Consider the following 24,304-nt stretch of genomic DNA (forward strand, 5'->3'; position numbering starts at 1 on the left):
TTATGCTTCTTTCTTTACAACTCTGACTCTGATAACACCGTCAACTTTAGTAAGTTTCTTAACAAGATCGTCTGTGATCTTATCTTCAAGATCGATAAGTGTATAAGCATAGTCTCCCTTAGACTTATTGGTCATATCGGAGATATTGTAACCAGCATCACCGAGCGCAGTTGTGAACTGGCTGATCATGTTGGCAACATTCTTATGGAAAATTCCGATTCTGGGACGTGTGCAAATGCCCATGTCACAGTTAGGATAGTTAACCGAATTATTGATGTTACCGTTCTCAAGATAATCCTTAAGTTCAAGAACCGCCTTAACAGCACAGTTATCCTCAGACTCCTCTGTAGAAGCACCAAGGTGAGGAATAACGATACATCCGTCATGACCTGATGTTGTAGGATTCGGGAAGTCTGTAACATACTTGCGGATCTTTCCTGAATTGATTCCGGCAAGAACATCAACTTCGTTGCAGAGAATATCTCTTGCGAGGTTGATAAGGATAACACCCTTCTTCATTTTAGCGATAGCTTCAGCGTTGATCATACCCTTTGTAGAATCAAGTGCGGGAACATGAACTGTGATGATGTCGCACTTAGAATAAATATCATCAACATTGGTTACGTGCTTAACGTCTGAAGAAAGTCTCCAAGCTGCATCGATTGAAAGATAAGGATCATATCCGTAAACATCCATACCAAGCTGTCTTGCAGCATTTGCAACTCTTACGCCGATAGCTCCGAGTCCGATGATACCGAGCTTCTTGCCGAAGATCTCAGTTCCTGCGAACTTCTTCTTTGATTTCTCTGTTAGCTTAGCGATATCGGGATCACCTGCATTGGCCTTAACCCACTCTGTACCGCCGATGATATCTCTTGAAGCAATGAGCATTGCAGCAAGAACCATCTCTTTAACACCGTTCGCATTTGCACCGGGTGTATTGAATACAACGATACCCTGCTCAGCGCACTTATCAAGAGGAATATTGTTAACTCCGGCACCTGCTCTTGCGATCGCAAGGAGGTTATCGGAGAACTCCATCTCAAGCATGTTGGCACTTCTGACAAGAATACCTTCTGCATCATCAACATTATCTACTACCTGATACTGATCAGTGAAATTATTAAGACCGATCTTTGCAATCGGGTTCATGCATTTGTACTTATACATTATGAATTCTCCTTCTCAAACTTAGCCATAAATTCAACGAGCTTCTGAACGCCTTCGATAGGCATAGCGTTGTAGATACTTGCTCTCATACCGCCAACTGTTCTGTGTCCCTTAAGGCTTACAAAGCCTGCGGCTGTAGCCTCTTTGATGAACTTAGCGTTGAGCTCTTCGCTGTCAGTTACGAAAGGAACATTCATAAGTGATCTGTCCTCAGGTCTTACTGTTCCCTTGAACATCTTGCTCTGATCAAGATAATCGTAAAGAATCTTAGCCTTAGCTTCGTTTCTCTTCTTCATCTCCTCAAGTCCGCCCTGCTTCTTGAGCCACTTGAATACAAGACCGCACATGTAGATGCTCCAGCAGTTAGGTGTGTTGTAAAGTGAACCGTTATCTGCCTGAGTCTTCCACTTAAGCATTGTAGGTGTAAATGCGGGAACGTCATCTCTGATAAGATCTTCTCTGATGATGGCGATAACAAGACCTGCAGGTCCAACGTTCTTCTGAACGCCACCATATATCACACCGTACTTTGTTACATCAACAGGCTCTGAAAGGAAGCATGATGATACATCGGAAACAAGAACATGTCCCTTGGTATTGGGAAGAGTCTTGAACTTTGTTCCGTAGATTGTATTGTTCTCGCAGATATACACGTAATCTGCATCCTCAGGGATGTCGAGATCCGAACAATCAGGAATGTAAGAGAAAGTCTTGTCGGCACTTGAAGCAACCTCGATAGCCTCACCGTATTTCTGAGCTTCCTGGTAAGCCTTCTTAGCCCACTGACCTGTAACGATATATGCAGCCTTGCCGTTCTTCATAAGGTTAAGAGGAACTGCAGCGAACTGCTGGCTTGCGCCACCCTGTAAAAAGAGAACCTTGTAGTTGTCAGGAATATTCATAAGATCTCTGATATCCTGCTCGGCAGTCTGAATAACCTCATCGAAAGTCTTGGATCTGTGGCTCATCTCGTTAATAGACATTCCACATCCATTGTAATCAAGCATCTCTGCAGCTGCCTGCTTCAATACTTCCTCGGGTAACACTGCCGGTCCGGCAGAAAAATTATAAACTCGTGACACTTTTGTATCCTCCTGTGTTTTATCATATTAAAGCATTAAAAAGCCTCAATAATTTTATTCTATACGCAGAACAAAAAATGTCAATAACGTCATTCCATAATCTTTGTTATTTTATTTTTTTAAATCAGTTTTTGATCAAAAATTTATCCGCTCTTTTAATCAAAAAAGAGCGGATATTTTAATAGTATAATATAACCGGAGTGCCTACTTCTGCGACATTCCATAATTGTTCAACTGATTCGAGCGGACAATTAATACATCCGTGAGAACCGTTTGATTTAAATGTTTCTCCTCCAAATTCTTCCTGAGTTCTCCATGTTGCGTCATGAATTCCGACGCCTTTATTAACTCCGAGCCAATAATTTACATAAGAAACATAATCGGTTCCTCTAAGATAAGTGTGATACCTTTTATTATAGACATTAAAAAGTCCTGCCGGCGTTCCTCTTCCTCTGTTGATATTTCCCGTAACCACAGGCATCTGCATACTAAGCTCACCGTTTACATAATACGAAAGAAGCTGCTTACTCATATTTACTTCAATATAAGTATCGCCAAGCTCACTCGCCGCATCAAATGAGACAACAGAATCATAATAAGAAAAGGGTCTCGTCTCTTCAGCAGAAATATCGCCGGAAACATACTTATCGACAATATAATTAAACTCTCCGTTCACATCATAGAGGCTGCCGTCACCCTTACTTCCCTTTCTAACCAAGATGTTTCCTTCATGAGTCTGTCTGTATCTCTCTATCAAACTTTCAGTGCTGTGAGACCTCGCGATATTGTTCAAAGTATCATATATTTTCTTTTCACTTATAATAGGGCTTCCGTTTGCATCGCAGACAAAACCGTTCAGTGTATACATCTCTTCTTCAGAAGGGAATGTACGAACAGCTCTGTCTATAATAAACAATCCGCTCGAAGGATCTGTAGAAGATGTGTCCTGATACATATATTCATCAAGCTCATCAGACGTAACAAACCAGGTAGATGCAACTGAAGGCCCGAAGCTGATCTGCTCACCGCCGACATCATATGTAATTCCGCAGGGCTGGAGTTCTTTTATCTTATCAAAAAGATCCATCGTAGCCCTCTGCTGTTCTGTCGCCTCAACCTCCGTGTAACAGCCTTCCGTAGCTCCGAGATCGGCTGTGTCTTCAAGGTGAAGCATGCAATGATATACGGTATTTACAATCTTTTCTTTATTGGGAACATCGGTTATTCCGTTTATCAGAATATAACCGTTATCGCCCTTTTCTATATAGACATCATTACTTCCTATATCAGAAAAGATCTCCCAATCAGTTACAACCCCCAGAAGCTTATCTTCAGATAAAGATACCCTCGGTTCAACTTTTACAATGAGATTTTTAAATAGATTATAGCCCCAGAGAAAAGAGTTCCGTGACTCTATAAAAGAATTGAGCGATTCTGTATAATCCGCTTTCAGATCAACAGATTCCGCACTTATATAAAGCTCGGCACCTCCGGCGTCAATTACATTGACGCCTTCGTACCCGTGCTTAGCAAGAAGTTCTTTATTTACTGTTTCTACACTCTTTCCGGTACAATACACACCGTTTATCCAACAGCAACACGGAAATCCGTCGCTGTAATAAAACGCAAGTGCGATGTACAAAGCTACAATGGCCGCAAAGTTAATAACAAGCATAAGCCATATACGCTTAATTGTTTTCTTCATCATCCTTCCCCAACTTAAATGAAGTCTTTCCTTATATTATTTTTTCTTCGCAAGATCCTTGGCATCAAAAGCTTCGCTTATAGAAGCGCCCGCGGGAACCATAGGGAACACCTTGTCATCCTCTTCTATAACGCAATCGATAACTACAGGAACCTTGGAATTTAATGCTTTCTTTAATGCGTCTTCAACTTCAGATTTTTTGGTGATCCTGATCGCTTTGCAGCCAAGAGCCTCAGCAACCTTGCAATAATCAACCTTATCTGAAAATACAGTCTGCGAGTAGTGCTTTTCATAGAAAAGTGTCTGCCACTGTCTTACCATACCAAGAACGCTGTTATTGATTATAATCTCAATAATGGGAATGCCGTATCCCGAAGCAGTTGCGAGCTCGTTCATATTCATTCTAAAACATCCGTCGCCCGTGATATTTACACAGGTCTTATCAGGCATGCCGACCTTGGCTCCTATACAGGCACCAAGTCCGTATCCCATTGTACCGAGTCCTCCTGAAGTAAGGAAGGTTCTGGGATTTCTGAATTTATAATACTGAGCAGTCCACATCTGATGCTGACCTACATCGGTAGAGATAATGGCATCACCCTTGGTAAGCTTATCTAAAGTTTCGATGATATACGGACATGTAAGCTTATCCTTCTCATAGCTAAGAGGGAACTGCTTCTTATAATCATCAATCTTAGCAACCCAATCGGAATGATCCATCTTGGGAAGCACTTTATTGATATCGGAAAGAGCTTCCTTAAGATCACCGACTATAGAATAATTGGTCCTGATATTCTTATTGATCTCGGCAGCGTCAACATCGATCTGAAGGATCTTTGCTTTTGAAGCAAATGTCTTGGCATTACCCGTTACTCTGTCAGAAAATCTCGCTCCTAAAGTAACGAGAAGGTCGCACTCACTTACACCGAAGTTTGCAGCCTTTGTTCCGTGCATGCCGATCATGCCTGCATACAACTTATCGGTTCCGTCAAAAGCACCTTTACCCATGAGTGTATCACAAACAGGCGCATTGAATTTCGAAACGAACTCAGCTAGCTCTTTGGAAGCACCTGAAATAACAGCACCTCCGCCTACATAAATAAAAGGACGCTTTGATGCCTTGAGCATTTTAAGAACAGCATTTATGTTTTCATCAGTATAAGATTTCTTTATCTCTTCTTTTTTATCATTTTTAAGAGGCTTAAAATCGCAGGTCTTTGCTGTGACGTCTTTTGTTATATCGACAAGAACGGGACCCGGACGACCTGTTGTCGCTATCTTAAATGCCTTTCTCATTGTTGAAGCAAGCTCTTTTATATCTTTTACAATATAACCGTGCTTGGTAATGGGCATTGTAATACCGGCAATATCAGCCTCCTGGAAAGTATCTTTTCCAAGGAGAGGAAGATTTACGTTACAGGTAACTGCTACCATGGGAACTGAATCCATGTAAGCAGTTGCAATTCCGGTTACCAAATTTGTGGCACCGGGGCCGCTTGTCGCAAAACATACACCAACCTTGCCGGTAGCTCTTGCATAACCGTCGGCAGCATGAGCGGCGCCCTGCTCATGAGAAGTTCTTATATGCAAAAAATCATTTTGCTGTTTATACAGCTCATCATAAATATTGAGAATGCTTCCTCCGGGATATCCGAAAACAGTATCCACTCCCTGTTCTTTTAAACATTCCAATACGATCTGTGAACCAGTAAGTTGCATTTCTAATATACCATCCTATTTTTTAAAGATTATTTGGAACTAACGGGAACCTGAAGGATCGCTCCTTTGTTTCCGCTGGTAACAAGCTCTCTGTATCTTGCAAGATAACCTGTTGTAACCTTAGGCTCTCTGGGCTGCCATTTTTCTTTTCTCTTGGCAAGCTCTTCATCTGAAACCTTAACATTAAGAGCATTGTTGGGAATATCAATGCTGATGATATCTCCCTCTTCGATAAGAGCGATAGGTCCGCCGACAGCAGCCTCGGGAGAAACATGTCCGATAGAAGCACCACGGCTTGCGCCTGAGAATCTACCGTCAGTAATAAGAGCAACGCTTGAACCAAGTCCTCTTCCGGCGATAGCTGATGTGGGATTGAGCATCTCTCTCATTCCGGGGCCGCCCTTAGGTCCTTCGTATCTGATAACAACTACGTCTCCTGCAACTATCTTACCTGTAAGAATAGCTTCGATAGCATCCTCCTCACAGTCAAATACTCTCGCAGGTCCCTCATGAACCATCATCTCGGGAACAACGGCTGACTTCTTAACAATACCGGTATCGGGAGCAATATTTCCCTTAAGTACGGCAATTCCGCCCGACTGCATGTAAGGATTATCGATAGGTCTGATAACCTCGGGATCAAGGTTCTTAACACCCTCGAGATTCTCTCTTACAGTCTTTCCTGTAACGGTAAGAGCATCAAGGTTAATAAGATCTTTCTTAACAAGCTCTGACATAACGGCAAGAACGCCGCCTGCCTCGTTGAGATCTTCCATGTAAGTTGCACCTGCAGGTGCAAGGTGACAAAGGTTAGGAGTTCTGCTTGATACCTCATTAGCCACTTCCATGTTAATGTCAACGCCCGCTTCATGCGCTATTGCAGGAAGATGAAGCATTGTATTTGTAGAACATCCAAGAGCCATATCCATTGTCATGGCGTTCATGAATGCGTCTTTTGTCATGATGTCTCTGGGACGAATATTATTCTTAATTAGATTCATTACAGCGTAGCCGGCGTGCTTTGCAAGACGAATACGTGCAGAATATACGGCAGGAATTGTTCCGTTTCCGGGAAGGCCCATTCCGATTGCCTCTGTAAGGCAGTTCATTGAATTGGCAGTGTACATACCCGAACATGATCCACATGTGGGGCAAGCCTTCTCTTCGAACTCACAGAGCTTTTCGTTTGTCATCTTTCCTGCAGATACACTTCCTACGGCTTCGAACATAGAAGAAAGAGATGTCTTATGTCCGTCTACCCTTCCGGCCATCATAGGGCCGCCTGAAACAAATACTGTGGGAATATTAACTCTTGCAGCTGCCATAAGAAGTCCGGGAACATTCTTGTCACAGTTGGGAATACATACCATACCGTCAAAAGCATGTGCCGTAGCAAGACACTCCGTACTGTCAGCAATAAGATCTCTTGTTACAAGTGAATACTTCATTCCGATATGACCCATGGCTATACCGTCGCAAACAGCAATTGCGGGAACAACAACAGGCATACCACCGGCTTCTGCAACCGCAAGCTTAACAGCCTCGGTGATCTTATCAAGATTCATATGACCGGGAACAATCTCATTGTATGAACTTACAATACCGATAAGCGGTCTTTTTCTTTCTTCCTCGGTGAATCCGAGAGCATTAAACAAGCTTCTGTGCGGAGCTTGCTGTAAACCTTCCATAACTCTGTCGCTATTCATAGCCATAACATTTCTCCTTTTTCTCACTTGATATATAAAACAAAATTGTCATTTTCATATAAAACACGAAGCGTTGCCAGATAGTCCCAATCAATGGTTTCATATGTCTGATAGAATTTCCAAAAATCTTCTCCGCTATAGCCTTGGACTGTCATGTTCTTATCAATGATAACACAATCCGCGTCTGTGACGTCTGTTTTTTCGCAATCGATATCCCATCCGAATTTCAAAAGATACTGCTGATCGCAATCCAGAACCGCCATATTGTCTCTGTTCTCAACATCCGCTATATACAGAAGATTAAAGATCTCGTTCTCTCTTCCTCCCAGCTGCATGCTGAAAGAAGGATTAAAGAATCTGAAAACAAATACAAAAACCATGAATACCATCGGAATATATATGCCTATTCCGCTGTACCACTTCTCGCTCTTTTCAACGGTCTCGTTTTCTCGAGACAATGAACTGTTCCAAGTATCTTTGGCTTTATTCTTGTTATAGAACCTAATCGTTACATTTATAAGCCTCTCCATAACGGTACAAAAGCACAGCGTCATAATAAATCCGCTGTAACTGAACACCCTAAGGTAAGGAAGCTTGTGCTGCAAAACAAGAACAATCGCAATAAAAAGCACATTCACAATAACCACAAGGTTAATAACCGTTCTGCTGTACTCAAAATGCTTTATGCACTCATAAAAAAGACATCCCAAGCTTATGATAATAAATATCAGAAGAAGCACTCCGCCTCTCGGGATCATGTACTCAAGAAGATTCATGATCCATCCGGGATACCTTGCATTAAACTCCGCCGTGCTTACGCTTTGTATATAAGGCTGCGAAAGCATATAATCTATACCCGCTCCCACAGCTTTAAAAGGAGCATGCAATATAACCTTTGCATGTGACATTCCAAAAAAGCTTGAACCTTCGGTCTTGACCAAAAGATTGGATCCTATCGCCAACCAAATAAGAAAATACAGGAAAAATGTGGTTAACGCAGCCATTATCCCTGAAAAGACGAGAGCTTTCAGCTTTTTGTAATAAATGTTGTCCGATATCTTCTTATAAACACCTTTACTTCTGTATGCATTGATAACAAGAAACAGGACAGCCGACATGCAAACCGGAATAACCCAGTACACACTGCTTGGAACAGTATAAAGTCCAAGCGTAAGTGCAATGATAAGCTTAGCATACGGAAATTTGTTGTCCTCTCCGATCCTGCATATATCACCTATCACATATATCGCAAGCAAAAAACAAGTCGTTGCAAGCGTATAGCCTCTTCCCTGCACACTGTACTCATTGACAACCTGCATTGATGCATATAAGCATACGGCTCCGAAAGGAAGTCCATGAGCGTAATATCTTTTACATATTCTGTAGACAAGAATAAGGTTAGATACGGCGCAGACAAAAGATACACCGCGAAGCCCAATAAACGAATTGCCAAAAAGATCAAGTATTGCGGATAAAACAGAATAACCGACGTGGTTATTGGGAAGCGGCCAATGAATCGCGGAATAAATAGGGCCTCTGCTTATAAAAGTATAATATGTATAAAGCTCATCATACTGCGGAGTTATGGCAAACATACGCCACAGATAGTAGACTGCCATACCGATTATAAACAAAGTAACCGCTATTGTTTCCGGTTCATGCGGCAAGCTATCGTATATTCTTTTTTCACTCTTTGCTACAAATGATTCGTTCAGCAATAAGGTCTCCCATCCGGCGACATCCGACAAGCTCAAACTTATCATCCTGTCCCTTAGGCAAAAGATCTACAGTCCTAAAACCGTCTTCAAGCACTTTCTCAACTGCCTTTTCAATTGCATCAGCCTCTTTATCGAGGTTGAATGAATATCTGAGCATCATAGCTGCAGATAAAACTGTCGCAATGGGATTGGCAATATCTTTACCCGCAATATCCGGAGCGCTTCCGTGGCTGGGCTCATAAAGACCAAAGCTTGTATCGTTTAAGGATGCACTGGAAAGCATTCCTATAGACCCTGTGATCATGCTGGCTTCATCGGAAAGAATATCTCCAAACATATTCTCAGTAAGAACGACATCAAACTGAGCAGGATTCTTAACAAGCTGCATTGCACAGTTATCTACAAGCATATGCTCCAAAGTAACGTCGGGATAATCCTTTTTGACTTCCTCTACTACTTTTCTCCAAAGTCTTGAAGAATCAAGAACATTGGCTTTATCTACACTTATAACGCTCTTTCTGCGCTTTCTTGCCACATCAAAAGCTCTGATCGCTATTCTTCTGATCTCGCTCTCTTTGTAAGTAAGAGTATCTGTTGCGACCATCTCTCCGTTTTTAAGCTCCGTGCTGCGCTCTCCGAAATAAAGTCCGCCTGTAAGCTCTCTCATAATGAGCATATCAAAACCTTCTTCCGCAACAGCTTCCTTCAAAGGACATGCGTCCTTAAGCTGAGGATACAGATATGCAGGTCTTAAATTAGCAAAAAGATTAAGAGCCTTGCGAAGCTTAAGAAGTCCGGCCTCAGGACGAAGCTGCGGCTCAAGCTTATACCAAGGAGATGTAGATGTGTTGCCTCCGATAGATCCCATAAGGACCGCATCGGCAGCCTTTGCATCAGCAATGGCCTCATCCGTAAGAGGTACTCCGTGTACATCGATCGAGCATCCGCCCATCAAAATATCTTTGTATTCAATCTCATGACCGAAGGTCTCACAAACTTTATCAAGGACCTTCTTGGCCTCTGTAACGATCTCGGGTCCTATTCCGTCACCCGGGATACAAGTAATATTTAATTTCATAATGACTCCCTTGATGCTTTAAAGTGATAATATGTTAAATCATTCATATAGAACAAATGCCCGATTGGCATGCCAATCAGGCTTTAAGAATTCTAAAGTGATTACTTTTTCTTGGAATCCTTGGCATCTTTGCTCTCAGCCGTAACGGTTGCATCCTCGGGTTTCTCAACCTCAACGATCGCATCCTTTACCATAGGAATACGGCAATTCTTGTTGTTACCAAACTCAACGATAACCATATCGTCATTGATATCAATAACTGTACCGATGAATCCGCCGGTTGTTCTAACACTGTCTCCTACAGCAAGAGAAGCAAGTATCTGAGCCTTCTGCTTCTGCTCTTTCCTGCCGGGACGAACAAGCAAAAAGTAAATACCTACAAAGAACAAAGCATAAACTGCTATCATCATAACACCGCCACCTGCCGCGGGTTCCTGAGCTGTTAAAAATAATCCCATAACTTCCTCCAACTATTAGTTTAATATACACCAATAAATAATACTAAAAAGGAAAGCTAAATTCAACCTTTTCTCCAATTTACGGCAATGTTGTATTTGCTTTTGGACTCCGCGCCGTCAAACTCCTGCATTCCGTCTATCATCCGATTCTTGAAAGAAGTATATTCACCCTTCTCTATCGCGGTCCTGATATCCGTCATAAGATGATTGTAAAAATACAGATTATGAAGAACGCAAAGTCTCATACCGAGCATCTCTCCTGCTTTAAGAAGATGCCTTATATAAGCCTTGGAATATCTCGTACAGGCAGGACACTTGCATCCTTCCTCTATAGGGCTGTCATCATATTCATATCTTGCATTTAAGATATTGATATGTCCTCTCTTTGTATAAAGATGACCGTGACGACCGTTTCTGCTTGGATATACACAATCAAAAAAGTCTATGCCTCTGTCTACGGCTTCCAAAATATTGGCAGGAGTTCCGACGCCCATAAGATACGTAGGCTTATCTTCGGGAAGATAAGGCACGGTAGTCTCAAGAACGTGATACATCTCCTCGTGACTCTCTCCTACAGCAAGACCACCCACAGCATAACCGTCAAGTTTCATCTCACTGATCCTCTTGGCATGCTCTATTCTGATATCATCAAATATAGCTCCCTGATTGATACCGAAGAGCATCTGGTGCGGATTGACTGTATACTGAAGAGAGTTAAGCCTGTCCATCTCTTTTTTGCAGCGCTCAAGCCATCTTGTTGTCCTGTCAACCGACATCTGAACATAATCATGCTCAGCCTTGGCTGAAGGGCACTCATCAAAAGCCATAGCGATCGTGGAGCCAAGATGCGACTGAATTCTCATACTCTCCTCGGGTCCCATAAAGAGCTTGTGGCCGTCTATATGAGAATGGAAATAAACACCCTCTTCCTTGATCCTTCTTGTCTTTGCAAGAGAAAAGACCTGGAATCCGCCCGAATCAGTAAGAATAGGCTTATCGCACGACATAAACTTGTGGAGCCCGCCCATTCTGTAGATCAGATCATCTCCCGGTCTTAAATGCAGGTGGTAGGTATTGGATAAAACCACCTGAGTATCTATACCTTCAAGATCATAAGTGGAAACACCGCCCTTTATCGCCGCAACCGTCGCAACATTCATAAACACGGGAGTCTGAATCACTCCGTGAACCGTCGTAAATTCAGCTCTTTTGGCGTTTCCGTCTTTTTTAATTATTTTGTACATATACTTCCTCTACTTAACGTATGTATTCCAGAATTCCTCCAGGCAGATATCATTTTCGTAGATAATCGTTGCTGCGTCAACCCCTACATATCTAAAATGCCAGGGTTCATACTCAATACTGGTTATTTTCTCTTTTCCCTCGGGATATCTTAATATGAATCCATACTTATAACTATTATCATGAAGCCACTTTCCGGCCGATGTATTTCCGAATCCCTCATCGAGATTGGAATAGCTGTCGCTTATAATATCAATTGCAAGACCAATCTGGTGCTCACTTGAACCGGGCACCGTAACAGCCTGAGACGCAAGGTTATAAGCTTCCATATAAGACATTCCGCCGGTCATATATCTGTCGATCTTGTTGTCAAAAAGCATTGTCTGTCTGTCGAGATCTCTGTAAGGGCTGCAGATAATAAGACTTACACCGTCTGCGCTCGCAGCTCTCAGCATATCAAGAAGAGGCGAGATTATTCTCTCGTCGCATCTCATGCTTCCGCTAATAACGCCAAGTGGAAATTCGTAGTCCTCAGGTATAGGATGCTGCTTATTAACAAGAATGATATTCCATTCACTGCTGTCAAAAGACTTTTCTTCCTCCGTCTCAAACTGAGAAGAATCCTCAGCTGCATCATCCGACCTAACTTCATTATCACTTATAGTTTCAAAAGAAGCATTTTCTGCGGTATTTTCAAGAATTTCGGAAAGAGAAGCCTGTTTCTCGGGATCAGTGTGCTCAGCTTCCGCAACGTCGGGATTGACACTGTCCATAGCTTCCTCAATAAGAGCCGCATCCACATCATTTACAACCGCGAGTTCGGCATCCGACTCCGCAACTTCCGTTTCTGACAGATCCTGCGAATCTTCGGCAGTATAATCTTCTATACTCATATCTGAAGCAAAACTGATGTTAAGGGACATTGCAGGATAAGAAAAGCTGCTGCTGAAGACAAAGAACAGTAAGATACAGGCAAGACAAATATGCCTCTTTGCATTTCTGTAAAAACAAAACAGAATATTGTAAACAGTAATAGCCAACAACGCATAGGCGATACCAAGGAAGGATAACGCCTTATGCTTCCTGTTAAATTTGCTGACAGTGCTTATCACCTTATTCTTAAAGGTGAGCTTCATCTGCAGATTACTAGCGTTCATATCGGAAATCCCCTCATATTTCGATATTATGCCTTAATCAAATACTTTATATATTATATAACATTTTTGTACCGTTTTCATCTTTTTTTACATTTTTGGTTCAAGGTAATGTATTATGATATAGAAAGACAACTAATACTTGAAATGAGGAACTAAAATGTCAGGTTCAATTCTCGGAAACAACATTAAAATATCGACATGGGGAGAATCTCACGGAACTGCTCTCGGCGTAGTCATAGACGGTTTCCCGGCCGGTATGGAGCTCAATGAAGAAGATATCCAAAAGCTCCTTGACAGAAGAAAGCCCGGAACGAGCGCAGCCACCACTTCAAGAAAAGAGGATGACAAGGTAAAGATATTATCCGGAATCTTTGAAGGTAAAACTACGGGAACCCCTATTTCTCTGATGGTTGAAAATACATCACAAAGATCCGGCGATTACAGCGAAATCGCAAGCTACTATCGCCCCGGTCACGCCGATTATCCCTTTGATATGAAATACGGCTTCAGAGATTACAGAGGTGGCGGACGATCTTCAGGCAGAGAAACGATAGGAAGAGTTGCCGCAGGCGCCCTTTGCAAAAAACTCTTATCTGAAATGGGAATTGAAGTCTGTGCATATACAAGATCAATCGGTAACGTCGAGATAGATGAAGCCAAATTCGAAAAAGCTGCCATTTACTCCACTCCCACTTCAATGCCCGACAGAGATGCAGATAAAAAAGCCATGGATCTCATTACAAAAAAACGTGAGGAATGCGACTCCGTAGGCGGTGTTATAGAATGTAAGATCACAGGCGTTCCCGCAGGAATCGGAGAACCCGTATTTGATAAGCTCGACGCACTTCTTTCAAGAGCAGTTATGAGCATCGGCGCCGTAAAAGCCATTGAAATCGGCGACGGAGTTAAGGTTTCAACATATTTCGGCAGCGAAAACAACGATGAGTTTATTATGGACGATAGCTCTGTTTCCAAAGCGACCAACCACTCAGGCGGAATCCTGGGCGGAATCTCAGACGGTTCAGATATTACGCTCAGAGCGCACATTAAGCCTACGCCCAGTATTGCCAAGACTCAAAAGACAGTTAATAAAAACGGCGAAACTATCGAGATAAACATCAAAGGTCGCCATGACCCTGTTGTTGTTCCAAGGGCCGTAGTCGTTGTGGAAAGCATGTGTGCCATTACACTTTTAGACCTCATGATTACCAATATGTACGCCAAGACAGAGAATATCGTCAATTTCTACAAGAAATAAAACAGACACTTCGATGTGATAATAAATAAGCCGCAGGTTTCTGATATACAGATTCCTGCGGCTTTTTTGTTTGAATTTAAATTTTATGCTTCCAGTTCGTGGAATACGATACAGTTGGGTCTTGGGATAGGAAGCTCAGGTCCGTTCATGACGATCGTTCCGGCCTTCATATCAACCGTAAAGAATGTAAGTGAATCAGACTCGTGGTTGAGTGATACAAGATGCTTGTTGTCAGGGAAAAGAGCTGCATCCTTCGGATACTCTCCCGCAACAGGAAGCTGAATAAGCTTAGTAAGAAGTCCTGTAGCCTTATCAACCTTAAATACGATAACGTTGTTCTCTCCTGCCGTTGAGCTTACAAGATAGTTGTAATCCTCAGAGAATGTAAGTGCACTGCTTGCAACGCCGAGAGAATCGGATTCGTCCGAACAAGAAACAGACTGAATCTTGTTAAAATCGGGATCTCCGTTATTGTCTACATATTCGTAAACGTCGATCGCACACTTCTGCTCAAGACATACATACAGGAATTTACCATCCTTTGAAAACTGCATATGCCTGGGTGATGATTCCTGATCACAGTGAATAACATCAACCTCTTTGATCTTGCCTGATTCAAGATCGAGCTTATATACATTTACTCTGTCCATTCCAAGATCTGCTGCAAGAAGATACTGATTGTCCTTGGACACCTTGATACACTGAACATGAGGAACGTGGTTTCTACCGGCAGCGGTTCCGAGTCCCTTGTGGTATCTCTCATCCGTTATCTCGCCGATACTTCCGTCCTTATTGAGCTTAAGAATGGTCACCTTACCGTCATGATAACCCGCAGTGATAAGGTAGTTATCATTTTGATCCATGTTAACGTAGCATCCGCGCATACCGTTAATAGATGCCTCGTTAAGGAACTTAAGGCTTCCGTCCTTCTCGATATGATATGCCTCAACACCTTCATCGGTAATTGAATACAATGTCTTTTTGTTATGTGCGATTCCTATATAAGAAGAATTGGTGATCTCAACCTTCTGCTTCTCGGTGAGTCTGCCTTTCTTAAGATCTACATCATAGATTCTGATGCCATACTTTGAGCCAAGTCCGGATGTATAGCTTGACACGTAAGCAACATACTTTTTATTACCAGCCATTGTTAATATATGCCTCCCTAAAGCGATTTGTAAAAGCTTTGTCTTGTTCATATTTTAGCACATATAAAGAAAAGTGGGAACAAAAATACACCCCGGCTCATCACAAAGTCGAGGTGTATATGGCTTTTTCTCTAAAGATATCTTATATTAAGGTCATTTCCAATAGCGGTAACATCCGCATCCGCTCCCATGATTATAGGAAGCATCGGATTGACATGACCTATATCGGCGTCCATTATGATAGGAGCTCCGATAGGTGCAAGTATATCGGTAACCGCATTAAATCTGTCAACTCCCATCATGTCGCCGTCAAAAAAGTTGCCGGGGCGGCCTATAATAAAGCCCGCGGCGCCGTCAAACCAGCCTGCTTCACGAAGATTCCACAAACTCCTTCTATAGCTCATAGGGTTCATCTCACACTTTTCAAGAACCCATATAATATCTTTATTATCTTTCTTGAACTCTTTTACCCTGTCAAATCTCGTACCTACAAGGTTTTCCAGAACTTCAAGGCAGCCTCCCAAAAGAATACCCGAAACATTTACTTTGTCGGTATCAGAGAGCTTAACAGCCTTTCCGCTCTCACATGAAAAAGAAGTCAGAACCTTCTTTTCGTTTAATTCATATCTATATTCACGAAGGACTTTAAAAATCTCTTCTCTGGGTTTTGAAAAAAGATCTTCTTCAGGCTCTTCATCGGAAGAATCCTGCGAGTTTCCCTCCTCGCACTCATCCGCCTTTTCAGGCTCTTTTACAAACATATCATATCCTGAAAAACAGTCCTTGGTCCCTTCCAAAAGAGCAAAAGCATCCTCTTCCGTTTGCTCCCAAACCTTACCATAGCCTGAGATACAAGGTCCGTATATCCCCTGTACACCCGTTATGGTCACAAGAGGAAAAATAAAGTTGGTATTGTCTGAATAGCCTACAAACCACTTGGGCTCTGCACTTTTAAGCTCCTCAAAATCAACATAAGTAATGGTCTCATTCATGAGCTCGCCGCCGCCGGCGGAGATTATCGCATCAATATCTCCTCTTTTATAAAACTCAGTAAGCTCACAAGCCGCAACCTTAGGATCGGTGCTGATACCTATACCGTCACCGAGTCTTGCGGTCTTACCTTCAAGTATCTTGTAGCCTCTGCGCGTAATATTCTCGATAGCTACATCTATAAGATAGCTATACGGCTCAGTCGCAGCACCGAATGACGGCGCCGTAATTCCGATAACCGATCCCGGAGCTATACTCTTTGGCCTTTTTATCATTGCTTCTCCTTATCATGCTTGTACATGTCTGCAAGCTTGGAATACTTTTTCCTGTAAAGCCTGTTCATCCTGATGCAATCAAACAATGAAAGATAGTGACACTCTCCGTGGCGAAGCGCAGCAAGATGCGCAATACAGCCTTTATCAAGAACAATTGAAGCATCCATCGCATCGTCATAGGTGACACCGAGGCAATATGCTCCGTCATCAAGCGCAAATACCGCATTTACGTTCTTTTTGATATTGTGATAGTTGCTTCCGTCCTTGCCGTGCTCATTGCTCGGAACCTTGACACTATAGCCGATAAGCTGTGCAAAGTCATATAAAAGAGGTCTCATATGAGTTGCCGTTCTTGAAACGGTAACAACAGCCTCAGATTTGTTGTGAATGATATATCTGACATCGGGTCTTCTTGCATATATCTCTTTATGGATGTCCTTAACTCTGTTTGGAGTATCGTGAATGTCGTAGACAATATGACCGTTCTCAAGATGGCTGTTAAAGCCTTCCTCTACACCGTGATGCATATCTGTCTTGCATACATCGATAAGGAAATTATTGCATGCTATTTCCATTTTCTCGGCAACATAGACAGCTTCTTTGGAATCCTGCCCAATGCAAAGCGCACCGTGATTGGCCATGATTATTCCGGGTGCATCGCTGTACTTTTTAAGAGTTTCCTCTACATTCTTAGCAAGCTTGTCTGTCCAGGGAAGCGCAAAAGGAGCACAAGGAACAACAATGTCCTCATCCTCGAAATATGTATAGATCTTCTTTTCACCGAGAGCTCCGCAGCATGAAGCATAAACCTGATGCGTATGGATGATAAATCCGGCATCCGGTCTTACTTTATATGCAGCTGCATGAACCGCCGTCTCACTGGAAGGCGCATAATCTCCGTTGCAAGAAAGATCAGAGATCTTAACTTCGCAGATCATATCCGGAGTAAGATCTTCATATCTGATTCCCGTAGGTGTTATCAAAAAAAGTTCGTCATCGATTCTCTGACTGATATTTCCCCATGTACGCACGAGCAGCCCCACTTCATGAAGTTCGCGCGATACTTGTATAATATGTTTCTTTGCTTCAAGCAACTCTGTCACGTTCTCACTCATCCCCTGATCTGACCTTCTCCCACTATTTGATATTTATATGATGTAAGCTCCTTAAGACCCATTGGTCCTCTTGCGTGAAGCTTTTGCGTACTGATACCGATCTCAGCGCCAAAGCCGAACTCAAAACCATCCGTAAATCTTGTCGAAGCATTAACGTAAACGCAAGCCGCATCTACTCTGTCAAGGAACTTCTGAGCAGTCTCCTTGTCTTCTGTAATGATGGACTCGGAGTGTCCTGTGTTGTACTTATTGATGTGAGCGATAGCTTCATCTACATCATTCACAGTCTTGACGGAAATAATGTAATCAAGATACTCTTTACCAAAGTCCTCTTCTGTCGCGGGATTCGCAGAGCTCATAACAGCAGCACTGTACTTGTCTCCTCTGATCTCAACGTTATGCTCCTTCATTGCCTTTTCAAACTTAGGAAGGAACTCATCCCTTATATCGCGATGTACAACCAAAGATTCTGCAGCGTTACAAACGCCTATTCTCTGAGTCTTGGCGTTGATGATGATCGGAATCGCCTTATCAAGATCGGCAGCTTTATCAACATAGATATGGCAGTTACCAGTTCCGGTCTCGATAACGGGAATAGTGGAATTCTCCACAACAGCTCTGATAAGTCCGGCACTTCCTCTGGGAATAAGCACGTCAACATAGCCGTTCATCTGCATAAACTGTGTCGTAACGCTTCTGTCTGTATTTTCAATGAGCTGGATGGCATCAGCATTGATACCTTCCTCGGTAAGCGCCTCTCTCATCGTATTTGCTATAGCAATATTGGAATTTATGGCATCACTTCCGCCCTTTAAGATAACAGCGTTGCCCGCTTTAAAAGTAAGCGCAAACGCATCGGCTGTAACGTTGGGACGTGCCTCATAGATAATGCCGATAACACCCATGGGAACACGAACCTTTTTGATCTTAAGTCCGTTAGGTCTGTCAAATTCATCGGTAACTTCTCCGACAGGATCGGGAAGCGCCGCAACCTCTCTTAAGCCGTCGGCCATAGCCTTGATCCTCTTTTCATCAAGAAGAAGTCTGTCAAGAAGACCCTGATGCATTCCGTTCTTTTCGCCGTTCTCGTAGTCGATCTTATTGGCATTTATAATGTCCTGCGCCTTAGCTTCAAGCTTGTTTGCAACAGCCAAAAGCGCTTTATTCTTTTTGTCTGTGCAAAGATTCTGTACCTCGTACTTAACTTCTTTTGCACGTTTGCAGATCTCTATAAGTTCCATGTAATGCTCCTATCCGTAATTTATTTCAAATCTTCAATCATTATAGCCGAAATTCACTCACAAATCACCTCATTCACAGGAATATCATGAATTTCGGGAATAATTTCATCTACAATCTGAAAACTGTAAGCAAGCGCGATGATATGCGAAGCCTTGTTATCAGCCAAAAATCTGTCGTAAAAACCACCCTTGTAGCCTATCCTGTTTCCGTTTTTATCAAAGGCGACACCCGGAATGATTATAAGTGTATTGGGAGCGGGTTTGTAAATCTCGGAATTCTCGTTTATATTCGGCTCTCTTATTCCGAAATACCCTTCCGAAAGCTCAGCCGTATCATATATCCTTACAAACTTCATAAAGCCAAGATCTCTGTTTATAACCTTAGGGCAAAAGACATTTTTCCCAAGGCTGAGTGCATCCAGAATAATATCATCCGTCTTAACTTCACTCAAAAAAGAGGCATAAATAAGAATATTTTCAGCTTCTTTATAAGCCTTGGTCTCGGCAAGCTTTTCAAATATCGCCCTACTCTTTGCTTCAACCTCCTCATCGGTTAAAGTATCCCTCTTTTTGAGCATTGCTTTTCTAATGTCGTCTTTACTCTTCATATATATTTCCCTTCATCATAATCAGATCAAACTTGCAGCGATAAGCTCTGCAGTTTTTATTCCGTCCATAGCTGCCGACATGATACCGCCGGCATAGCCCGCGCCTTCACCGCACGGATACAGACCTTTAATATTGATCGATACACCGTCCTCACCCCTAAGTATCCTTACAGGCGACGATGTTCTCGACTCAACCCCCGAAATCAAAGCCCCGTCACTGTTATACCCTTTTATCATCCTACCGAACTTTTCCATTCCCTGAACAAAGTCCTTATTAAGTCCAACAGGAAGTATCTCATGAACATTTGAAAAAGAATACGCGCCCTTCATACATGGCAGATTATTCTTTTGATCAAGCTCTTTTATCAGCTCATTATTTATATCACCCTTAAAGGAAGCACCGTCAAAAGAGCTATCTCCGTCCGTAACAGCCTTTTTAAAATCCCCGTAGTACTCAAGCGGAATCTTGCCCCCTCCGATCTCATACGCTTTCTCTTCAAGGCGCCTTTGGAATTCAACACCTGACAAAACATCATCTCCTCCAAAATCATTGGGAGATACTGTCATTATTATCGCCGAATTGGCGTTTCTCGAATCACGGGCACTGTAGCTCATTCCGTTAACCGCCAGCCTTCCCTTTTCCGAAGAAGCGTTTACGACGTATCCTCCGGGGCACATACAAAACGAATACACACCCCGTCCGTTATCGGTATTCATGACAAGCTTATACGGAGACGCAGGAAGTGTCTTGGGATCCGAAACACCGTACTGCGAAAGATTTATTATACTCTGAGGATGTTCAACTCTAAATCCGACAGCAAAAGGCTTCGGTTCCATGCTCACTTTTTTATCTTTCAGCATATAAAAAGTATCTCTCGCACTGTGTCCGATTGCAAGAACAGCACAGCAACATTTTATTTCTTCGTTTTTATCTCCCGAAACTATTACAGATGAGAGCTTAGAGTCTTTATCAAAAACCAGCTCGGTGACCTTTGTATCAAATACAAACTCTCCGCCGTTTGATATGATCCTTTCTCTCATGCTCTTTATTACTTTGCATAAAATATCGGTCCCTATATGCGGTTTGGCTTCATACATGATATCTTCATTGGCGCCATGTAATGTAAATATAGATAAGGCTTCTCTTCCTCTGCCATCCTTGTCTTTTACCATGGTATTAAGTTTACCGTCGGAAAAAGTACCGGCTCCGCCTTCACCAAACTGTACATTTGTATGCTCATCAAGCTCTTCGCCGTTCCAAAAAGCTTCAACGGCTTGCATTCTCTTATCAATATCGCTGCCTCTCTCAATTACAAGAGGCTTTAAACCGGCCTGTGCAAGCATATAAGCACAAAACATTCCTGCAGGACCTGATCCTATAACTACTATCCTTCCGTCATCTAATGAAACATTACCGGAAATCCTTGCGGCGGCAGCTTTTTTCATTTTATCAAAGTCATACTTAGCAGGCGAAACTATCGAAACGTTTTTATCCTTACATCTTTTAACTTTGCTTTCCTCAGAACCCGAACGCAAAGATATATCTATCATATAAACATCATAAATTTCGGGCTTTTTTCTTGCATCAATCGAATGCCTTATTATCTCAAGGCTCTTGATCTCGCTTCTATCAATCCGTAAAAGCTTAGAAGCCTTTTGATACAGCATATCAAAAAGCTCCTCCTTTGTTCGCACTGTATTAAGATCGTTATATATTTTAATCTGATTTATACGGATCATAGAATTCCTCAAAACTTTTATATAGCAGCGGCGTTACCTGCAATATATCCCGAAGTCCAGGCAAACTGAAGGTTATAACCTCCGCATCTTCCGTCGACATCGACAAGCTCGCCTATAACATAAATTCCGTCGTCTTTTTCAAAAGAAAAATCGTCATTAATATCGCCTAAACTGATACCGCCTGTCGTCACCTGTGACTGAAGATATCCGCTGCACTCTTTTATATTAAACTTAAGCTTTCTGTAGTTTTCAAATATGCACCTTAGCATACTCTCAGAAATATTACTAACCTTCATAGTAGGAGAAAGCTTCATTCTCTTTAAAATCATCTCGTTTATATTGCTGTTTCCAAAGCCCGATAACAGCTCGACAATACTCCTGTTATCGCGAAGCCTTAGCATTTCATTTATAAGCCTGTCAAAAGAATCTTCGTCATACTCTGGGTACAGATCAAGAAGTGCGTAAACAAGTTTATTCTCCGAAACAAGACGTATTATATCCCTGCTTGCCTGCATAACGGGGATACCCGAAATGCCGTCCGAAAGAAGCTGAACCTCACCTTTTTCGGAAGTAAGGAGTTCCTCTCCCAAGTAAAAAGATATTTCAGCATTACTGCGAACACCGGCAGCAGGCATGATATCTTCATCTGCAGTCTTAAAACCCACGAGCGCGGGGAAAGTATCTTTAACATTCATTCCAAGCTTCTTGCAAATATAATAACCATCACCCGTTGACATCGTAGTCTTTGCCCCGGACAAAGATCCTGTGGCAATTATTACCTTGTCACATTCATACAGCCCTTCCGAAGTCTTGACAGAATAAGTAGCATCTTTATGCTCAATGCTCTTTAGCTGACTGTTATAAACAACAGAAACGCCAAGTCTAATAAGTTCATTTTCAAGAGCCTTCACTACGCTTATCGCTTGCTCGGAAACAGGATATACATAACCTTCTTCACTCATTGTAACTATTCCGAGTGACCTGAAAAATTCAATCGTATCCAATGGTCCGAATTTCTCAAGCCAAGTTTTCATCCTTGCTCTTGACGCCGCGTTGTAGAAAGAATCGTCAATTTTAAGATTAGTCAGATTGCATCTGCCGTTTCCCGTCATTGATAGTTTTTTTCCAAGGATATTATTCTTTTCAAGAACAGTTACTTCTGCGCCGCTTCTCGCAGCACACACAGCGGCACACATTCCTGCGGCTCCGCCTCCGGCAACCACTATTCTCTTTTTATCCTTACTCATTCTTCATCTCCATCATAGCCGCCAAACATCATATACAGACCATAGAAAGCTTTGCCAAAAGGAATAGATCCAAGTTCATGGTAATTAACCAGTTTAAGCAAAATAAGCGCTGCGATGTAAACAATATAAAAGATCACGAAACAGATCGCGATGGTAAGTATATCGCCAATCAGATTTACAAGCCCCATACTTACAAAGAATACAATAAGTCCTGCAACCGCACTGCATGCAAGCGGAAGCACGAATATCCTGACGTTGTCGGTTTTCATCTTGAACATCTTGCCGAACATAAGAAGGCATAAAAGATCATATACAAATATCGAAACTATTGTAGCTATCACAATGCCGTAAAGCCCCATATTAAGTATGATCTCAAATACAACGTTAAGTCCGATATGGAACAGCCAGGCTATAGTAAGATTGGTCACTATCAGTATCGCTTTACCCATGTGATTAAGCATCCATGAAGTAAACACGGCAATAGGCACAAGGAATATCATCACTGAACCGATTCTCAAAAGATTGTCCGCAAGATCGGAACTTTTTCCAAAGAATGCAACCTCTATCGGAGACGCTAGCGCAAAAGCAAAGATCACTACAGGGAGCACCAAAAGAAGAAATTTCTTGATAAATGAAGCATATCTGCTTCTTGCTCCGTCAAACTCATCTCTGGCCGCTCTCGCCATTATCCTATTCCATGTTTTAATAAACGGCATGCATACAAGAAGTGAGAACAGGACAACCATTGTTATAACTCTTCCGGCATAAATTCCGTAATTAAGAACAATATCCGTATCACTTCCGATCTTTGTCTGATGAATAACATAAAAGATCTGATCAAACAAAAGCATGATACCGGGAGTAGCATACAGGAAAATAAGAGGTTGAACACCCGTAAGAACATCATTTGTACTGTCAAGATATCTCGGAGCACCGCCCTTAACAATATCGCGTAGTTCTCCTCTCCTTAGATAAAAGCTGATACCGATCTGAAGAAAACCGGCGATCGAAGCAATGAGTATACCGATCATCATGCCTGTTGAACCGTAAACGGCGCTGAATTCACCTACATGAAAAAGCGCATTCACTTTAACCCCGTAGCCATATGACATGCCCGTAAAAAGAATTCCGGATCCAAAAGCCACAGCCGCAATAATAATGTCGGAGATCATGATGGGCTTGGTATAACCGATTCCCTGAAGGTATCCTCTAAGAACGCCCTGAACAGCCAAAAACAATATACTTGCTGCTGCAATTATCCCCTGAAAAAAGCCTCTGTTAGAACCAAAAAGCGTAGTCGATCCAAATATCGTAATAAGAACAAGAACACCGGCTGCTATAACTCCGCAAACGGCAAAGAATCTCAGAGATCTTTTCATATTATGCTCTGCATTAACATATTGAGAGCGTCTCGCCCTTATTCTTACCATAAGCCATACCGCTTTCTGAACGGCTAGCACAAAAATAGCATAGAATATATAAAAGAAAGCCAAAGGACCGCACACAAAACCGGCGCCCTTATCTCCAAAAATGCGAATTGAAAAAATCGCAAACAACATCATTATGATAACCGCCAGATATACGGCAGAAGTAAGTATATCCGGACGTATTCTATTTTCTTCAGAATATATTTTCATACAAGTTCTC

The 24,304-nt window shown here is 42.2% G+C and carries 19 protein-coding genes; 1 reads left to right on the top strand and 18 read right to left on the bottom strand.

The genetic code is table 11. The features are described from left to right. The 10 genes from D6853_RS04445 to D6853_RS04490 form a co-directional block, all read right to left on the bottom strand. Window positions 1-1,170, bottom strand: a complete 1,170-nt coding sequence (locus tag D6853_RS04445; RefSeq protein ID WP_120656768.1) for a phosphoglycerate dehydrogenase — start codon at window positions 1,168-1,170, stop codon at window positions 1-3. Next, complete coding sequence (gene serC / locus D6853_RS04450) at window positions 1,170-2,252, bottom strand: 3-phosphoserine/phosphohydroxythreonine transaminase (protein WP_092242861.1); 1,083 nt, start codon at window positions 2,250-2,252, stop codon at window positions 1,170-1,172. The genes D6853_RS04445 and serC overlap by 1 nt, the downstream gene beginning before the upstream one ends. A gap of 178 nt (window positions 2,253-2,430) precedes the next feature. After that, window positions 2,431-3,957 (bottom strand): L,D-transpeptidase, encoded by a 1,527-nt coding sequence (locus D6853_RS04455; protein WP_158588656.1) that lies wholly within the window; start codon window positions 3,955-3,957, stop codon window positions 2,431-2,433. 36 nt (window positions 3,958-3,993) lie between these two features. Beyond that, window positions 3,994-5,676 (bottom strand): biosynthetic-type acetolactate synthase large subunit, encoded by a 1,683-nt coding sequence (ilvB, locus tag D6853_RS04460; RefSeq protein WP_120656772.1) that lies wholly within the window; start codon window positions 5,674-5,676, stop codon window positions 3,994-3,996. 29 nt (window positions 5,677-5,705) lie between these two features. Then, window positions 5,706-7,382: a dihydroxy-acid dehydratase gene (gene ilvD / locus D6853_RS04465; RefSeq protein WP_120657004.1), complete on the bottom strand. Its 1,677-nt coding sequence runs from the start codon at window positions 7,380-7,382 to the stop codon at window positions 5,706-5,708. Between the two features lie 23 nt (window positions 7,383-7,405). Beyond that, window positions 7,406-9,100 (bottom strand): glycosyltransferase family 39 protein, encoded by a 1,695-nt coding sequence (locus D6853_RS04470; protein WP_158588657.1) that lies wholly within the window; start codon window positions 9,098-9,100, stop codon window positions 7,406-7,408. Further along, window positions 9,069-10,178, bottom strand: coding sequence for a 3-isopropylmalate dehydrogenase (gene leuB / locus D6853_RS04475; RefSeq protein ID WP_120656776.1), 1,110 nt, complete (start codon window positions 10,176-10,178; stop codon window positions 9,069-9,071). Before leuB ends, D6853_RS04470 begins: the two co-directional genes overlap by 32 nt. A 101-nt stretch (window positions 10,179-10,279) precedes the next feature. Continuing rightward, a complete protein-coding gene (gene yajC, locus D6853_RS04480; RefSeq protein ID WP_120656778.1) occupies window positions 10,280-10,636 on the bottom strand; it encodes a preprotein translocase subunit YajC in 357 nt (118 codons plus the stop codon). 62 nt (window positions 10,637-10,698) lie between these two features. Continuing rightward, on the bottom strand, window positions 10,699-11,880 hold the full coding sequence (gene tgt / locus D6853_RS04485; RefSeq protein ID WP_120656780.1) for a tRNA guanosine(34) transglycosylase Tgt: 1,182 nt from the start codon (window positions 11,878-11,880) through the stop codon (window positions 10,699-10,701). A gap of 9 nt (window positions 11,881-11,889) precedes the next feature. Beyond that, a complete protein-coding gene (locus D6853_RS04490; protein ID WP_120656782.1) occupies window positions 11,890-13,035 on the bottom strand; it encodes a M15 family metallopeptidase in 1,146 nt (381 codons plus the stop codon). 157 nt (window positions 13,036-13,192) lie between these two features. Between D6853_RS04490 and aroC the strand changes: the two genes are divergently transcribed. Then, the gene (gene aroC, locus D6853_RS04495; RefSeq protein ID WP_120656784.1) at window positions 13,193-14,293 is read left to right on the top strand and encodes a chorismate synthase; all 1,101 of its coding nucleotides are present in this window, start codon (window positions 13,193-13,195) and stop codon (window positions 14,291-14,293) included. An 83-nt stretch (window positions 14,294-14,376) separates the two neighbouring features. Here the strand turns inward: aroC and D6853_RS04500 are convergent, their stop codons facing one another. From D6853_RS04500 to D6853_RS04535, 8 genes are all read right to left on the bottom strand, one after another. After that, window positions 14,377-15,441, bottom strand: coding sequence for a lactonase family protein (locus D6853_RS04500; RefSeq protein ID WP_120656786.1), 1,065 nt, complete (start codon window positions 15,439-15,441; stop codon window positions 14,377-14,379). 131 nt (window positions 15,442-15,572) lie between these two features. After that, on the bottom strand, window positions 15,573-16,706 hold the full coding sequence (locus tag D6853_RS04505) for a S66 family peptidase (protein WP_120656788.1): 1,134 nt from the start codon (window positions 16,704-16,706) through the stop codon (window positions 15,573-15,575). Then, the gene (locus D6853_RS04510; protein WP_120656790.1) at window positions 16,703-17,821 is read right to left on the bottom strand and encodes a class II aldolase/adducin family protein; all 1,119 of its coding nucleotides are present in this window, start codon (window positions 17,819-17,821) and stop codon (window positions 16,703-16,705) included. Before D6853_RS04510 ends, D6853_RS04505 begins: the two co-directional genes overlap by 4 nt. Continuing rightward, the gene (locus D6853_RS04515) at window positions 17,818-19,062 is read right to left on the bottom strand and encodes a glutamate-5-semialdehyde dehydrogenase (protein WP_120656792.1); all 1,245 of its coding nucleotides are present in this window, start codon (window positions 19,060-19,062) and stop codon (window positions 17,818-17,820) included. Before D6853_RS04515 ends, D6853_RS04510 begins: the two co-directional genes overlap by 4 nt. Window positions 19,063-19,115: 53 nt before the next feature. Then, a complete protein-coding gene (locus D6853_RS04520) occupies window positions 19,116-19,670 on the bottom strand; it encodes a 5-formyltetrahydrofolate cyclo-ligase (protein ID WP_120656794.1) in 555 nt (184 codons plus the stop codon). 21 nt (window positions 19,671-19,691) lie between these two features. Next, window positions 19,692-21,410: an NAD(P)/FAD-dependent oxidoreductase gene (locus D6853_RS04525; RefSeq protein ID WP_120656796.1), complete on the bottom strand. Its 1,719-nt coding sequence runs from the start codon at window positions 21,408-21,410 to the stop codon at window positions 19,692-19,694. A 17-nt stretch (window positions 21,411-21,427) separates the two neighbouring features. Continuing rightward, on the bottom strand, window positions 21,428-22,657 hold the full coding sequence (locus tag D6853_RS04530; RefSeq protein WP_120656798.1) for an aminoacetone oxidase family FAD-binding enzyme: 1,230 nt from the start codon (window positions 22,655-22,657) through the stop codon (window positions 21,428-21,430). Further along, window positions 22,654-24,294, bottom strand: coding sequence for a polysaccharide biosynthesis C-terminal domain-containing protein (locus D6853_RS04535; protein WP_120656800.1), 1,641 nt, complete (start codon window positions 24,292-24,294; stop codon window positions 22,654-22,656). Before D6853_RS04535 ends, D6853_RS04530 begins: the two co-directional genes overlap by 4 nt. Window positions 24,295-24,304 lie beyond the last annotated feature (10 nt).

Origin of the sequence: Butyrivibrio sp. X503 (assembly GCF_003625475.1) — a bacterium.
In the GTDB taxonomy this organism is placed as follows: Bacteria; Bacillota; Clostridia; order Lachnospirales; family Lachnospiraceae; genus Butyrivibrio.

What these genes read in the sequence shown, in the direction of transcription:
- D6853_RS04515 (WP_120656792.1), bottom strand. Translation starts at nt 19,062, where the DNA reads ATGGAACTTATAGAGATCTGCAAACGTGCAAAAGAAGTTAAGTACGAG.
- D6853_RS04535 (WP_120656800.1), bottom strand. Translation starts at nt 24,294, where the DNA reads ATGAAAATATATTCTGAAGAAAATAGAATACGTCCGGATATACTTACT.
- D6853_RS04505 (WP_120656788.1), bottom strand. Translation starts at nt 16,706, where the DNA reads ATGATAAAAAGGCCAAAGAGTATAGCTCCGGGATCGGTTATCGGAATT.
- D6853_RS04530 (WP_120656798.1), bottom strand. Translation starts at nt 22,657, where the DNA reads ATGAGTAAGGATAAAAAGAGAATAGTGGTTGCCGGAGGCGGAGCCGCA.
- D6853_RS04520 (WP_120656794.1), bottom strand. Translation starts at nt 19,670, where the DNA reads ATGAAGAGTAAAGACGACATTAGAAAAGCAATGCTCAAAAAGAGGGAT.
- D6853_RS04500 (WP_120656786.1), bottom strand. Translation starts at nt 15,441, where the DNA reads ATGGCTGGTAATAAAAAGTATGTTGCTTACGTGTCAAGCTATACATCC.
- ilvB (WP_120656772.1), bottom strand. Translation starts at nt 5,676, where the DNA reads ATGCAACTTACTGGTTCACAGATCGTATTGGAATGTTTAAAAGAACAG.
- D6853_RS04445 (WP_120656768.1), bottom strand. Translation starts at nt 1,170, where the DNA reads ATGTATAAGTACAAATGCATGAACCCGATTGCAAAGATCGGTCTTAAT.
- D6853_RS04525 (WP_120656796.1), bottom strand. Translation starts at nt 21,410, where the DNA reads ATGATCCGTATAAATCAGATTAAAATATATAACGATCTTAATACAGTG.
- tgt (WP_120656780.1), bottom strand. Translation starts at nt 11,880, where the DNA reads ATGTACAAAATAATTAAAAAAGACGGAAACGCCAAAAGAGCTGAATTT.
- leuB (WP_120656776.1), bottom strand. Translation starts at nt 10,178, where the DNA reads ATGAAATTAAATATTACTTGTATCCCGGGTGACGGAATAGGACCCGAG.
- ilvD (WP_120657004.1), bottom strand. Translation starts at nt 7,382, where the DNA reads ATGAATAGCGACAGAGTTATGGAAGGTTTACAGCAAGCTCCGCACAGA.
- aroC (WP_120656784.1), top strand. Translation starts at nt 13,193, where the DNA reads ATGTCAGGTTCAATTCTCGGAAACAACATTAAAATATCGACATGGGGA.
- yajC (WP_120656778.1), bottom strand. Translation starts at nt 10,636, where the DNA reads ATGGGATTATTTTTAACAGCTCAGGAACCCGCGGCAGGTGGCGGTGTT.
- D6853_RS04455 (WP_158588656.1), bottom strand. Translation starts at nt 3,957, where the DNA reads ATGAAGAAAACAATTAAGCGTATATGGCTTATGCTTGTTATTAACTTT.
- D6853_RS04490 (WP_120656782.1), bottom strand. Translation starts at nt 13,035, where the DNA reads ATGAACGCTAGTAATCTGCAGATGAAGCTCACCTTTAAGAATAAGGTG.
- D6853_RS04510 (WP_120656790.1), bottom strand. Translation starts at nt 17,821, where the DNA reads ATGAGTGAGAACGTGACAGAGTTGCTTGAAGCAAAGAAACATATTATA.